The organism is Microthrixaceae bacterium (genome assembly GCA_016702505.1).
In the GTDB taxonomy this organism is placed as follows: Bacteria; Actinomycetota; Acidimicrobiia; order Acidimicrobiales; family Iamiaceae; genus Aquihabitans.
In genome coordinates, this window is record JADJDU010000015.1 from 21,069 (window position 1) to 34,904 (window position 13,836).

The 13,836-nt window shown below is 66.4% G+C and carries 16 protein-coding genes; all 16 read right to left on the minus strand.

All coding sequences use genetic code 11. The annotated features are described in order from the left end of the window. Positions 1-35: 35 nt before the first annotated feature. On the minus strand, positions 36-1,463 hold the full coding sequence (locus IPG97_14990) for a hypothetical protein (GenBank protein ID MBK6857807.1): 1,428 nt from the start codon (positions 1,461-1,463) through the stop codon (positions 36-38). Then, positions 1,460-1,888, minus strand: coding sequence for a hypothetical protein (locus tag IPG97_14995; protein MBK6857808.1), 429 nt, complete (start codon positions 1,886-1,888; stop codon positions 1,460-1,462). The genes IPG97_14990 and IPG97_14995 overlap by 4 nt, the downstream gene beginning before the upstream one ends. Beyond that, positions 1,888-2,337, minus strand: coding sequence for a hypothetical protein (locus IPG97_15000; GenBank protein ID MBK6857809.1), 450 nt, complete (start codon positions 2,335-2,337; stop codon positions 1,888-1,890). Before IPG97_15000 ends, IPG97_14995 begins: the two co-directional genes overlap by 1 nt. After that, entirely contained in the window at positions 2,337-4,067 is a 1,731-nt protein-coding gene (locus IPG97_15005; GenBank protein MBK6857810.1) for a hypothetical protein, read from the minus strand. Before IPG97_15005 ends, IPG97_15000 begins: the two co-directional genes overlap by 1 nt. A gap of 358 nt (positions 4,068-4,425) precedes the next feature. After that, positions 4,426-5,436, minus strand: coding sequence for a hypothetical protein (locus IPG97_15010; protein MBK6857811.1), 1,011 nt, complete (start codon positions 5,434-5,436; stop codon positions 4,426-4,428). 4 nt (positions 5,437-5,440) lie between these two features. Next, positions 5,441-5,722 (minus strand): hypothetical protein, encoded by a 282-nt coding sequence (locus IPG97_15015; protein ID MBK6857812.1) that lies wholly within the window; start codon positions 5,720-5,722, stop codon positions 5,441-5,443. Beyond that, a complete protein-coding gene (locus IPG97_15020) occupies positions 5,719-6,207 on the minus strand; it encodes a hypothetical protein (GenBank protein MBK6857813.1) in 489 nt (162 codons plus the stop codon). The genes IPG97_15015 and IPG97_15020 overlap by 4 nt, the downstream gene beginning before the upstream one ends. A gap of 3 nt (positions 6,208-6,210) precedes the next feature. Continuing rightward, on the minus strand, positions 6,211-7,188 hold the full coding sequence (locus tag IPG97_15025; GenBank protein MBK6857814.1) for a hypothetical protein: 978 nt from the start codon (positions 7,186-7,188) through the stop codon (positions 6,211-6,213). Between the two features lie 3 nt (positions 7,189-7,191). Continuing rightward, entirely contained in the window at positions 7,192-7,428 is a 237-nt protein-coding gene (locus IPG97_15030; protein ID MBK6857815.1) for a hypothetical protein, read from the minus strand. A gap of 14 nt (positions 7,429-7,442) precedes the next feature. Then, positions 7,443-7,790, minus strand: coding sequence for a hypothetical protein (locus IPG97_15035; GenBank protein MBK6857816.1), 348 nt, complete (start codon positions 7,788-7,790; stop codon positions 7,443-7,445). 97 nt (positions 7,791-7,887) lie between these two features. Beyond that, positions 7,888-8,448 (minus strand): hypothetical protein, encoded by a 561-nt coding sequence (locus IPG97_15040; protein MBK6857817.1) that lies wholly within the window; start codon positions 8,446-8,448, stop codon positions 7,888-7,890. Between the two features lie 2 nt (positions 8,449-8,450). After that, positions 8,451-8,660, minus strand: coding sequence for a hypothetical protein (locus tag IPG97_15045; GenBank protein MBK6857818.1), 210 nt, complete (start codon positions 8,658-8,660; stop codon positions 8,451-8,453). Positions 8,661-8,746: 86 nt separating this feature from the next. After that, positions 8,747-10,093 carry a phage major capsid protein gene (locus IPG97_15050; GenBank protein MBK6857819.1) on the minus strand — a complete coding sequence of 449 codons (1,347 nt, stop codon included), beginning with the start codon at positions 10,091-10,093 and terminating at the stop codon, positions 8,747-8,749. A 156-nt stretch (positions 10,094-10,249) separates the two neighbouring features. Next, the gene (locus tag IPG97_15055) at positions 10,250-10,897 is read right to left on the minus strand and encodes an HK97 family phage prohead protease (protein ID MBK6857820.1); all 648 of its coding nucleotides are present in this window, start codon (positions 10,895-10,897) and stop codon (positions 10,250-10,252) included. After that, entirely contained in the window at positions 10,890-12,029 is a 1,140-nt protein-coding gene (locus tag IPG97_15060; GenBank protein ID MBK6857821.1) for a phage portal protein, read from the minus strand. The genes IPG97_15055 and IPG97_15060 overlap by 8 nt, the downstream gene beginning before the upstream one ends. Positions 12,030-12,168: 139 nt before the next feature. Beyond that, positions 12,169-13,641 (minus strand): hypothetical protein, encoded by a 1,473-nt coding sequence (locus tag IPG97_15065; GenBank protein ID MBK6857822.1) that lies wholly within the window; start codon positions 13,639-13,641, stop codon positions 12,169-12,171. Positions 13,642-13,836: the final 195 nt, after the last annotated feature.

The following is a 13,836-nucleotide window of genomic DNA, read 5'->3' on the forward strand; positions in this document are numbered from 1 at the left end:
CCCGCCATGTGGCGGCGATCTGAGACGGGCCATCGTCAATCTCGACCCGCACCCGGTCCCCAACCCACAGCGTCGCCACCAGGTCCATACGGATCTGTGCAGACAGCGACTCGGACAGCGACGACGACGCCTGCGCCGCCGCGTAGATCGCCCGGTTCTCCAGGTCGTCGGCGGACGTGCCGGTGGGGGGCGGCGGAGTAGGACTGGAGGACCAGCCCACCGAACAGCGTCACATCGTGGTAGGAGCCCGTGAAGCCCTCGTCGTTGGCGACCACCCACTCCGTTACCGGGTGAGTGAGGCCCGAGGTCCATGCCCCCCACGACACCACAGGCGGATTCGTGCCCTCAGCGGTCAACGTCAGGTCGCCGGGGTCATGGGCGAACCCGCGGGTAACCCAGCAACGCCCGACCCGCACCGTCTCCGTCAACGCGAAATCGCATTCGCCGTACCCGGACTCGACCACCATGCGGGCCACCTCGATGACCTGCACATCGGGACGCCGCCACGATGCTTCCATTACCCCGTCGATCGACCCGTCGATCCACGCCGACACACCAAGGTCGGCGACACGGGCGAACGCTTCCATCCACATGTCACGGACCGGGATCTCCTCGACCTCGACCTCAGTGTCATCCTGGCCGACAGAGGTGGGCGAGATCTGGGCGGACACCTTGCGGACCACCACGTCCTCGGCTGCGCCGCCCTCCCCCCCGACAGACATGAACCACGACCTAGGCGCACCACCAGCCCCGTACGCGGAAGTGAACGTCGTGTGGATCACAGCCGTCACCCACCGGCCACGCGCCAGGTCCCCGGCGAACACCATCGACCCTTGTTGTGGGTCAGCAGCGGACGGGTTCGCCAGCGCTGAGAGGATGACGTGATCGTCAGGGACCCCAGCCTTGATCCACACCTCGGCGGTGAACCGCCAATCGGATGTCCGGTAGGAGAATTGGCCCCCAGCGGTGAACGCCGTCGACGTCACGTCGAGGAACGGTGACCACTCGCGGGTACCACGGATCTGCTCACGCCCCCACACTGTTTCGTCGCCGTCGATCAGCCGGGCATCAAGCCAGTACTCGGGGCCGGCGACCTCGACGGTCAGCGTCGGCCCGGCGATTGACCGGGACACCGACACGATCGGACCCCAGTGCATCACCCGCCCGGCGTAGGAGATCTGGATCTCACGCTCGACCCGCAACAGGTCATCGGCGACGAACGAATCATCGGGGTAGGTGGCGTGATGGTCGATGACGACGGTCGCGGATGACGACCCGATCGCGTCCATCTTCTCGGACCACTGGCATGACACGATCTGATCGGACGGGATCTGTGCGACACGCCCCGATGACCCCGCGTAGGTGATCCACACCTCAAGGTCCGCCGATGCCATCTCGGTAGAGACCGCGCCACGGGTGCCGTGGGTGATGTTGCCCGCTGGGGCGGTGACCGTGACGGTCATGTCACACCGAGATCCATCGACAGGGTTAGGTCGGTGCCGTCGAGGGTCACGATCGCAGCGCCGCCCGAGTCATACAGCACCCACAGCGGCACGGACGTGGCGTCATCGACACCGGCCTCGTACCCGACGAACGCGGCGACCTGCTCGGCGGTGCCACACGACGCCCACACGACAGCCGACAGCGGCAGGGTCCAGCGGCCCGACGAGAACACCGGGGCACCCGTCACCAGCGACGCCCGGCTGTACCCGACCGCCGTCAGCTCGCAGCCACCAAGGGCCAGGTCGGTCAAGGTCGTGTCGGTGGCGTCGAACGACCAGCCCATCCCGTGCTCGATGGCGAGCACCTTGTCATCGACGCGGGCATCCCACCCCGACGGGGTGAGGGTCTCCAGCCCGGACCGATACCACGACACGACCAGCGCCATCAGACCACCACCGTCATCTCACCCGTCGTCCCCAACCAGCGGAGCGACATCTCCACGTAGCCGTAAGGCAACGACGACAGCCCGTCATCGGACGTGCCCATCGGACGGCCCACGATCTCGCGGTGGCCAATCCCCGGCAGCCACAACCACAACGACCCGAGGCCTGTAGCCATCGCATCGAACTCGGCCGCTAACGCCACCCACCAGTCACCCGCCGCCTCATCATCACCCGGCGTCCAAATCTCCACGTCGAGACTGATATCCAACGGGGCAGCAACATCGCGACCCACCGCAACACCACCGCTCATCGAGCGTTGGGCCGTCTGAGACGACACAGACGGGCCAAGCCCATTGACCTTCACCAACGACACCTCAGGGTTCGCTGTGCCGTCACCGCACACCAGCGACCCAACCCCGAACTGGTACACGCCTGTCAGTGGAGACGCCATCAGTGAGACACCCCCACCCTCATCAAACGGTCAAACTCGGAGCCGATCAGATCGACTGTCGCCCACGGGGTAGCCGCCTCATTCACCGTCACGTTCAGGGTCCGCGGTCCGGCCGCCAACTTCGCTTGGCCCCGCCGGTCACGCTCGTTGAACGCCGCCTGCTTGCGCTGATCCACCGCCCACTGCTCAGGCGTGAACACACGACCCGACTCGCCAGGATCTAGCCGCAGAATCTCCGGGCCGTTCTCGCCCACCGGATACACCCGGCCCGCTCCGACACGGCCACCGATCGCACGACCACCACGGTTCGCCTCATCAGTCCCAGACAAGGCGATCTCCATCGCCCGGTTGATCGCGTCCACCGCCTGGAGACGGGTCTGTAGCTCGATCGTCCACGGGCGGGCCGTCAGAGAGTTGAGCTGCTCGGCCATCTCCAAGAGTCGCTGGCGCACCGGCGACCCCGGCTCCATCTGACCCGCCAACTCCAGGAGCTTGACGATCTGCCCATCCAAAGCGCCCTTGGAGTTCGCTAGCGCACCGTCCAGCTCGGCCTGTGCTATCGCCTGCGCCACAAGCGCATCGGTGACCTTGCGCTCAGCACCCTCGACCGCTGCCCTCGACTCGACCACCGCCGCTTGCTGGTCCACGACCCGCTGTTGAGCGGCGGCCACCTGGTCTTGGGCGTCACGGACCCGACCAGCGGCCTCGGTCACCCGGTCGTTCGCCTCGACCACACGGGCCTGAGCATCCACGACCCGCTGGGCTAGGGCCTCCTGGACCTCGACCACACGGGCCTTCGCCTCCGCTAGCGCCTCCTCTGCCGTGCGCTCAGCATCAGCAGCCGCGGCGATCGCATCCTTCGCCGCGGTGACCTCCTCGGACTGCTCAATCCCGCGGGCCTGAGCCTCAGCCAGCTCGTCGGCCGCCTCACCGTTGCGCTCCTGGGCCTCGGCCAGGCGCATCTCAGCCCGCTCCACCCGGATCTGGAGACGCTCGCGATCCTCAGCCCATTCCTTGCGGGCCTCAGCGTTGCGCCGCTCCCGCTCGGCCACAGCATCGGCGGACTCACCAGGCTTTGCCTCGTCAATGTCAGGACCCGCGGCCAGAGCCTCACGGGCGTCCTTGAGGTCGAGGATCGCCTCCCGCTCATCGAGGACCGCACCCTTAGCCGAGACCGCCAGATCCTCCAGGACCTCAGCGGCACGCTCACGCGCCTCGGTCAAATCCTCCTGAGCGGCCTTGCTGTCGCGCTGCGCCGACGCCAGATCCTTCTCAGCGTCAACGACTCCCTTGTGGGCGGCCCCCAGCTCCTTCGTCCCGAACTGAAGATCACGCTGTGCATCCGCAAGATCCTCAGCGGCCTCTACCGCCCCCTGCCTGGCGTCAGCCAGACCTTTCTCGGCGTCAGCGACACCACGGGCAGCGTCAGCCACGCCCTTACGGGCCTCGGACACGCCACGCTCAGCGTCAGCCACCCGATCCTGAGCGTCAGCCACCCCAGCCCGAGCAGACTCCACGCCCTCCTCAGCGGACCGCAGACCATCGACGGCGGACCGTGCAGCGTCAGCCGCTGCCTCCTCTGCCGCCAGATCACGGGCCAACGCAGCCGAAGCCTCAGCGGCCCCCGCACCCGAGGACTGGTAGTCCTCTAATGCACCCGTCAGCTTGTCCACCGACATGATCGTCGGGTCGACACCAGTCGCCGCCAGCGCCTTCTCAGCGTCCGCCACCGACATACCAGACCGCTTAGCGGCCTCCTCTATCCGATCGGCGGCATCCTCGTACGCCTTGGCCCGACCCTTAGCCGCCTTCTTCGCCTCGGCCGTCTCGCGGTCAGCGTCGATGTCGAACAGGTCGCCAGGGTCAGGCAGGCCAGCGAACGACCCCCAGCCTCCTTGATCGCATCACCCCACGCCCTGGTCTCAGCGGCCGTCTGGCGCAGGCCCGCAACCGTGCGACCGTTCGCCTGATCGAACTGGTCAGCCCACTGATTCGCCGCACCGCGGCCAGCAGCACCCCACTGATTCCACGCAGCAGCACCAGCCACCAGCGCACCAGCCAGCGCACCAGCGGCGACACCAGCGCCCGTCATCTTCTGCGCCGTCGTCGCCGTCTCCGACCCGTACGCACGGACAGCACCAACACCAGACCGCAACAGGCCGACACCCTCAGCGACCTTCGGCCCCAACAACCCGAGACCCACCACCAGCCCCCTATGCCGACCACCCCGGTCTGCATCGGAGCAGGCAGCGCACCAAACGCACTCGCCAGACCCGCTATCCCCTTAGCGGCCGTAGCGGCAGCAGGCACCAGCGACGTGCCAATGGAAGCCGCACTGTTCTCTAGCTCGGCCTTCGCCCTCTTGGACGACATCGCCAACCCGTCAGCCTCCCGAGCCGCCGCCCCCGACGCCTTACCCGCGCCGGCCAGCATCAGCGAATAGGTCGCCAACGCCTTCTCCTGGGCGGTCAACTCACGGGCCGACGACTTGCCCGTCTCGGCCAACGCCTGCTGCTCCACTGCCGCCGCGTTGATCGTCGGAACAAACTTCTGCAAGGCGTCGTACTCGCCACGGAACGCAGCCGTCTGCGCCTCGATCACGTCCACCGGATTCGCGTTGTGGAAGGCCGCGAAGTCACCAGCAAGGGTGATCATCGACTTAGACATCTGCGCCGACTTGGCGGCCCCGACGCCCATCTGGGTGAACAGGTTTCCGAAGGTGGATGCGGACTCCAGCGCCTCACGCTTCGACAGGGCGAGCGCCTCGGTCGCGCCCTCAGCAAACTGATTGATGATCCCCACCGACTCCCCGAATACGGCGTTCGTTTTGGCTTGCGCCTCCGCCAGCTCGCCAGCGGCTTTGGTCGACGCACCCAACACCGCCACCGTGCCGCCCAACACGATCCCACCCGCAACCTGACGGGCGTTGCTCAGTTTCGCCGCGTAATCATCGGCCGACTTACCGAGCTTGTCGCTCTCCTTGGCGGTCTTGTCCACCGCCTTGTCGACAGCCGACAACTCCTTCTGGACGCGCTTCAGCGCCGCCAGCGTCTGCTGGTCCCTCGTCGTTATGTCGATCGTGAGAGCGCGCCCCGCCACCCCCTCAGACCTCCACGGCCTCAGGCTGCACGGCAGGGAACAGCGTCAGCGACGACGCCACCAAAGCGAACGACGCCAACGCATCCACCGACTGACGGACCCACAACCAGTGGACCACCGCCAGATCAGCAAGCAGCACCGCCTCGCCCCGCTCCAAGATCCCCAACACCGCAAGATCGAGGTCCTGCCCCGTCTCCATGCGGAACTGCATCGCATCCAGCCCCGTGACCTTCGCCAGGTCCACGACCTGCTCGGACCCGTCGACCGTCACCGTGATCTGACTCACTCGAACCCCCCAGGGAAAGCCGCCTTCAGAGCGGACTCGTAACCGGCCGCATACAGGGCCTCGACCTCATCGACATGGGCAGCGATCGCATCGTTGATCACATGCGGCCCCTGGCCGGCCACGCCAGCCGTCCACGAGTTCCCCACCCAGGGCGGGGCCTGCCTTGCCTGTGAATCGCGGTACCGCTCAGCCGCATACCAACCGGTCCGGCGAGACATGCCCCAGAACGCAGCCTTGGCATAACCAGGGCCACCAGAGATCGCCAGACGGGCCGTCGACTGAGTGCCACGGGCCTTGATCGCACCCGCAGCCAGGACCTGCTGGCGGGTGCCGGAGCGGGCACCAGAACGAGCCCACTCCGACGCCTGCTCAGCAACCCTCTTATTCGCCTTGCGCTGCTCCCGGCCCAGCCCCTGAGACGACGCCTTCAAGCCGGCGATCAACTCGGCCAAACCATCGGCCTCCATGTACAGCAGCGCCGACACGGCTCAGTAGGCGGTGTCGGTGGTCTGGTACTCCAACGTCCACGCCGGATCGGTGCCGTTATCCAGCACACGGAACGGCAACGGCTGCTCGGGCGTCACATCGAGACCAACCTTCGGGGACGACCCGGTGAGCTGGATCAGCGGGAACGTCGCCCGAAAAAAGAAGTCGAACCCAGTCTCGATCTCGGGACCGGTGAAGGTGATGATCAGATCCTCCAGCTCGGTGCCAGCAAGCCAAGCGTCCTGCCACGAATCGGAGTCGTAATCCAGCGACAGCGTGCCAGTCGGCTCCACACGGGTATTCAGCACCGGCTTCTCACGGCCACCCGCACAGATCCGCCACCGCTCCATGTCGAGCCCGGTCGGGATCGTGAAGTCAGCAGACCGCAGGCACTCAGAGTTGCCGTCGATCGACACCACACAGTCGATGTCACGGTAGACATGCGACGAAGTGGGGTAGGACGGGGTGACCGACGCCGCCGCAGTGTCGAGCGTCTTGTAGGCAAACGTCGACTTGACCACCGGCAGGCCCTTCGCCGTCAGGGCGAGGTTCAGCGACTCGGCCATGCACCCGAGGTAGTCGTGATGGTTCACCGTGCCGCCCACATCAGCGCGGCCAGCATGGATCGTGAACGACTTCGCGGGACCGGTCGTGGTCGGGGTGAACGTGTGGAGCCTGGTCAGAGTCGCGCCACCCGGCGTGGTGGTCGCCACAGTCGACGCCACCGAAGCGAACACCAGCCCCAACGACTTCGCCATCAGGTCCAGGGTCAGCACATGCTGACCACCACGGGGCACAGCCACGGAGCGGCCCGTCGGGGTCGCCACCGTCGCCGGACGCATCCCCCGAGACTGGAGAAACTCGACGTTCGGGGTAGCGTCATCGGTCTGGTTCTCGACGCCGCGGGTCAAAGTGGTGGCCTTGGTCCCCCACTCCACGGTCTCCTCGCCGATCGTCCAGAAGTTGTCTTGGATGCCCATCTATCAGCCCTCCAGGCCGGTCGGGTCGGAGTCACCAGCGGGCGCTAGCGACGGATCATCGGCCTCACTGGCCGACTTCTTCGCCGGGGCCTTCGCAGGCTCCACCGGCTCGAACGAGCCACCCAGCGACGCCACCACGGCATCGTCAAGGTCGAACACGTCCCCAGGCTCAGGGACGAACGGCGGCACGCCCTCAGGCGCAAAGATGTACCCGGCCTCGCCGGTGTAACGGACCTTCATCGAAGGCTCCTCTCTCAGTTGAGACGGGCGGTCACGTCGACCACCACACGCGCCGTCCCGATCGGACCCTCAGGGGTCTGACCGCACGACATCGACTTCTCCGCCACCCACGTGAACAGCACCCCATCCAAATCCGATAGGGCCGGTTCATCGGCCAGAACGTCCTGGATCGCCGCCACGACGGCCGACGTGCGGCACATCGTTGAATCCAGATCACCCCGCCCTGTTATGACCACGATCAGCGGCAGCCGGAACGACTCATCGCGCACCTGTCGCCCCGACTTCATCACCGGCCGGTCCTCGGTGGACGACAGTTCATCCACGAACACCATTTCAGGCTTGCGGTGCAGATCCCCGGCCAACCAGTGTGAACATCCACGCTGCCAATCAGCGACGGATGGACCCGCAACAGCGACACCAGCCGCTCCACGGCAGACCACCACACCGTCGTCTCCGCCATCACGCCACCCCCGGCAGCCAATACCGGGCACGCACCCCAACCAGCAGCCGGTCAACCTCCAAGAACCCAGTGGGGCGACCAGCAGACCAGTCCGGGGTCGAATACCTCGTAGTGCCGCCGTCGAAGCTCTGAGCCAACACGTCCCGAGACGTACCGGACCCCGACGCCGCCACGACACGCCCGACGTACTCGGCGCACGCGTGCAGCACCTCCTCAGGCGGGGCATCCAGACCGACCTGGACCGACACCGTGACCACCCCAGGCCCAACGGCCACCGACGGATACACCACCGACCCCGAGAACTTGTGGGTGCCAGACACCGCCACCCCGTCGACCGCCACCGACGTAACGGACCTCACCGGCCCATCCACCGCCAACGACACCACGGGGGACGGAACGTTGACCCGTGTCACCGAGGCCCGAGGCACCATCGGCACCCCGACGAACCGCTCCGCCAACGCCTCGAACTCCGACACCAGCCGGTCGATCTCGGCGTCAGCAACACCGGACAGCAACGCCATCCGACGCTCACGGGCCTCAGCAGCGGTCAGGTACGCCACGCTCAGCCCCTACGGGTCCGCTTCACGGGCGCAGCCTCGACGGCCTGCTCCACCTCTAGGGCATCCACAGCGGCCTCACGGGAGCCGACAACCCCGGCACGCACACCGAACCGGGCTAGCTCCGCATCCACCTCGGCCACACGGCCAGACAGACCACGCAACACATACCCATCACGCTCCACCAGCAGAGCCGCAACATACGAATCGGACACAACACACCTCCAACGAAGCGAACATGGTGGGAGGTGTGGGCCTGGGGGGAGGCATCAGCCACCAACCCAGGCCCACACCAACCGACCTAGAAGGTCGGCGTAACCAGACCGGTGCCACCGACAGTGGCGATGGCCTTCGGGTAACGCCCGGCCGTGGTGGCCGAGTAGCCGTAAGCAACGAGCTTCACGGTCAGGTTGCCGCCGTTGGTCTGCTCGAAACGCAGCTCACGGGGGGCACCGTCGCCGTCCTCCCACAGGAGGATGTCGTCAGCCTTCGCCACGATCACCAGGTCCTCATTGGTGCCGGCACCGAGGTCGGTGGCCATGTTGGCGTCGGTGACGACGGGCAGACCGAACAGCGACCCGACGACCTGCCCGTACTCGGCGGCAACACCCACACCAACAGCGTTGGAGGGGGCGTTCAAGCCGATGAGGGGACGGTTGGTGGTGTCCACGGCAGCGGTCAGCCAGCCCCACCGGCGGGGGTGCATGAAGATCGCGGTGGCAGGCATGAACCGGTTCGAGTTCACCCGCTGCACAGCGTCAGCCAGCTTCGGGAAGAACTCGGCCACGGTGGGGGACGCGTCGGTGTAGGTCACGGCCTCGATCCCGGCAGTGCCGGTGATGGCGGTGTACACCGAAGTGTCCAGCACGGTCGCATAGTGCGAAGCGAGGTCACCGAACACCACCAGATCGATGCCGACCCCACGCTCCAACGCCTGACGGGAAACGTCCTGCTGACCGGCAATGGTCTGGAGAGACACGGCCAGGGTGGTCTCATCGAAGTTGGTTTCCGACACGGCGTCGTTCTCGGCCGCCTGGACGGCGGTGGTGGTGCCGGTGGTGCCACGCGGGACGTTGAAGGTCATCCCACCAGCAGGCAGCGGGAGCCGACGCACCGAGTTGGCGATCGGGCGACCAGCCCGAGCGATCGGAGCGAACATGTCCACCAGGTACTGCGGTGGAACCAACGCACCGAACGCACCGGTGCCGACATCGCGGGTCTCCAGCGCCATCCGCTGATGACGCTCCAGCCGCTCACGGGCCTGCCAGTCGCCACCGAACTCGGAGCGGTAGGCATCCTGAAGGAACGAGTGCTCACCACCGTCGCGGTACACGACAGGCTCAGCGCCGACACGGATCTCAGGGGACCCGTTAGGGGCAGGGAAGCGGGCAGCCACAGCGTCAGCAGCAGCACGGGCCTCTTCGAGCGCAACGAGCTCGGCCTCACGCTCCTGAAGCTGGGCGAGATCGGCATCAGCGGCAGCGACGGCGGAACGGGCCTCGTTGAACTGTGCGGTCTCGGCATCGCTGAGTGCTGAATCGTCTCGGGCCTCGGCCGCAGCGATCACCGAATCGATGACGGCCATGTGGCCGGCGCGAGTGTCGAGGCACTCACGGATAGAAGCTCGGATCTGTTCGAGCAGGGTCATGACAGGACCTCCATGGGTCACGTTGGTTGGCACCCGTGCCGGGCGGCGCGGGTGAGTCGTGGCTCAGGTGGACCGCAGGTGGACCGCAGGTGGTGCCCCTAGAGGGGTCCGGCGTGCAGTTCGGCGTGCAGCCCGGCGTGGGCCGGGAGTGACTGCCTAGATAGACAGCCGGGCGCGGACAGCCAAAGCCATCCGCAGATCAAGACCGCGCACCGACGGCGCTGGCACGTCGTCGCGCACCTGGGCGACGGTCGCAGGATTCGCCGGGTAGGTCACCAGCGAAACATCGAACAGTTGGACCTCGGTGATGCGCCGCTCGAGGTAGTCCGCATCCCACTCCTGACGGATCACACGGAAAGCGAAGGACATCTCATCGAGATCGCCTCGCTCCATCGCGGACAGCACCGACGCCACCAGCGGAGACGAACGGTCAAGCGAGGCATCACACCGCAGGCCCACAGCGTCGGACGCCAGCGTCAGCGTCTTAGCGGCCGTGCGTGCCAGAGGTAGGCCCTCATGGTTCACCAGGAGACGCACGTCGTCACGCTCGACCACCGACTTAGCGCAAGCACCCTCAACGATCACCTCAGACCAGCCGCCACGCTCCGGGCCACCAGCCACGTCATAAGGGAACCCGTACACCGTGGCGTACCCCGACATCGACACGCCGCCGTCCTCATCCGCTCGCACCTCGGGCACAGCGAACCGCCGGGCCTCCACAGTGCGGCCACGCTGCACCACCGACAGAGACGACATGTCACCACCCAGACGGGCAGCGACCACATCAGGCAACAACTCAGACATCTGACCCTCCAGGTCCGTTCAGCGCCACCGTCTGGGCACCGACACCGCCAGGCAACGGCGGGCGATCCTCGTGCTCCCGCGCCTCATCCGGCGTCCCCCAACCGCCACGGATGCGCAACGTCTCCACCTCCGCCTGCGTCTTCACGTCCACCTTCACCAGCGCCCCGGTGTTGACCTTCACGTATTCCGACGGGGGCACCATCGAGGACACGAACTCCTCCATCAGAGTCACCCACCAACCCGCGTTATAGGTGAGGTAGTTCAGCGACCGCTGCTCGACGTTCGCGTACGTCTGACTGTTACCGGACTCGCCACCGATCATCTCCGGCGGCACCAGGAAGAACCCGGCGATGTCGGCCTTGTTCGCCTTGATCGTCTCCAGAAACTGAGACTCCTCCGGGCTCACCTGGATCGCCTCATAGGTGACACCCAACCCGAGCACCACCGGCTCACGACCAGACACCGCAGCCCTAAACCGCTCCTTGATCGTCGCCGCCTGATCCTGGGTTACCGGCTGGTCTGTCGACAGCACCGCCGAAGGGTGAGCGCCATCGCTGAACCACCGGCGACCGAACTCGCCAGCCGACAACCCCAAGCCCGTCATCGACGCCGCGTACTGCAGCGGGGACAACCCGATAGGCGACCCCGGAACAGTGAACGCAGGCCAATGCACCAAGTCATCACCGACCGGACGGCCATCAAGCAACCACTGCACCGACCCGACACCAACCGGCCGAGCCGACATCCTCGACGGAGACAAGATCTCCATCTGCACCGGATACCCCAGCCGGTCACGAGCCGCCACCAGACCGAACACGTTCCCGGCCGTCAACCACGACATCAGCACCTGACGACGCCACCCGATCGCATGCATGTGCAACCACGGAGCCGACAGCAGCGGGGACGGCCGCTCAACCTCCACCGGCACACCAGCCGCCCGGCGGTACTGCTTCACCGGCAACGCCGACAACCGAGAGATCAGATCCATACACGACCACACCGCACCCAACCGGAGCGCCTGGTCCACATCCGACACGGCACCATGACCGCCACCAGACCGACGGACACGCTCAGCCGCCAGCACCTCAGCCAACGACCCCACAGAACGACGCTCAGGGCGGAACAAGCTCATGCCCGCACCTCAACCGCGGCGACCAAAGCCACCCCGGCCACCACCAAAGCCAACGGCACCGACCACATCGACACACCGACCACCACAAGGGCGAGACCGAACAACTCGAGCAACACGTGCACCATCGGCTCCTCTCCCCTCAGTAGACGCTCATCGACACATCAACAGCAGGCATCGACACAGCAGCGTGATGGGCCAACACCACAGCCACCAGCGGCGACATGTCATGGTCCCCACGACGATCAATCAGCAGGGCATCCCCCGCCTTGCGCTTCTCCGCCCACGACACCGCCGACGACAACTCCGGCCGGTCACGGTGCACCACTTCCTCATCCACCACCGCATCAAAGAACCCCGCCGTAGCCAGCTTCAGGGCGGCAAACGCGACCCGCGTCACCGTGACCCCAGCAGCCTCCAGATCACCGATCAGCGCGGCCGCTGGACCCGCCTCATCAATCACCACCCGGCGCACTGCCCCATCGGCCACCAATGCGGCCACCTCGGCCACCACCCAGCCGGTGCCGGCGCCAGTCGCCACCACATCGACCCCGATACCACCCTCACGGCACTCCCCAGCCACCGCCACAGACGACGATGACCGATCCGGCCGCACCTCCACCGCAAGATCCACACCACCGACCAGCCACCCAGGCCGCTCAGCACGACGCCCCGACTCCCCGCTGCGACACGACGACCAATCAGCCTCAGCGATCACAGACCACTGAGGGCCCAACCCGTTGTCAGGGTCAGGGAAGATCCCGAGCCGCTCACGGGCGAACTCGGCATCGGTCAGATTCGCCCGCTCCACCGTCCCAATGAACTCCTCAGTGATCAGCGACCCGAGCGACGGGTTCCCCCTCAACCACGCTCCACGATCATCTAGCGCCCCAGCAACAGCATCGACATCAGAGGCATCGACATCGACGGACCACTCGGCGTAAGTGATCTCACCCGCACGACCACGGGCGATGATCTTCCGCAAAGCATTCGACTCGGCCACCTCCAACGGCGCCGAGCTCGTCCACCACAGCTGCGGATCAGGACGGGCCGACATCGTTGGCAGCAGGGAACCGAGATCGTTGATGTAGTAGGCCTCGTCCAGGACCACCCGGTCCCCCGAGAAGCCACGACCACCACCCTTCGAGCGGGCCTTGAACTGGAGCCTCTTTCCGTTGCGTAGCTCGATCCGTTCCTTGCCGTTGCTGTCGTAAATCCCCTTGACCTCGGCCATCAGCTCCGGCGTCGTCTCGACCAGCGTCCTAATCCGGGTGAAGTGCTCCAGCGACGTGTCGAACCGGTGCGCCGTGTGAGTGATCAGATCCACCGCGTCATCGAGGAAGAGCCAGTACAGCTCCGCAGCCTCCAGCACCCCGCCCTTACCGTTCTGGCGAGGAACCACCAACGCAACCTCAAACGAAGCGCAGAACCCTTCGGCGGTCTCAGCTAGTGCGGCGTCGAGAACCAGTTCCTGCCACGGGAGCAGCACCAGGCCCGCCGACATCGCCAACTCCACCGCTTCCGGCCCCGCTGTTGACGCTGCGCTTGGGCGGCTCAGGAACCGAGGCGGCACCAGCGGCGGCGCGGCGGTCCTCTCTGCGACGGCGTAGCTCATCCTTGCGGTTCACCTCCGGCTCGGCGATGCCATCGAGTGCCCGCAACACTTGGAGCAGACGGCCAGTCAGAGGCGCTAGACGCTTTCGGTCGTCCTCGCCCACTAGGTCGATCTCGTGAGCGAGCTTGTCCCGCACGGCCTCCAGGGCCTCGCGGTTGTCCCCGGATCTGACCGCCCTAGCTACAGGTCCGAGGG

Excerpts from the sequence above, each read along its gene's own strand:
- IPG97_15030 (MBK6857815.1), bottom strand. The coding sequence starts at position 7,428 with ATGAAGGTCCGTTACACCGGCGAGGCCGGGTACATCTTTGCGCCTGAG.
- IPG97_15050 (MBK6857819.1), bottom strand. The coding sequence starts at position 10,093 with ATGACCCTGCTCGAACAGATCCGAGCTTCTATCCGTGAGTGCCTCGAC.
- IPG97_15065 (MBK6857822.1), bottom strand. The coding sequence starts at position 13,641 with ATGAGCTACGCCGTCGCAGAGAGGACCGCCGCGCCGCCGCTGGTGCCG.
- IPG97_14990 (MBK6857807.1), bottom strand. The coding sequence starts at position 1,463 with ATGACCGTCACGGTCACCGCCCCAGCGGGCAACATCACCCACGGCACC.
- IPG97_14995 (MBK6857808.1), bottom strand. The coding sequence starts at position 1,888 with ATGGCGCTGGTCGTGTCGTGGTATCGGTCCGGGCTGGAGACCCTCACC.
- IPG97_15000 (MBK6857809.1), bottom strand. The coding sequence starts at position 2,337 with ATGGCGTCTCCACTGACAGGCGTGTACCAGTTCGGGGTTGGGTCGCTG.
- IPG97_15060 (MBK6857821.1), bottom strand. The coding sequence starts at position 12,029 with ATGAGCTTGTTCCGCCCTGAGCGTCGTTCTGTGGGGTCGTTGGCTGAG.
- IPG97_15025 (MBK6857814.1), bottom strand. The coding sequence starts at position 7,188 with ATGGGCATCCAAGACAACTTCTGGACGATCGGCGAGGAGACCGTGGAG.
- IPG97_15055 (MBK6857820.1), bottom strand. The coding sequence starts at position 10,897 with ATGTCTGAGTTGTTGCCTGATGTGGTCGCTGCCCGTCTGGGTGGTGAC.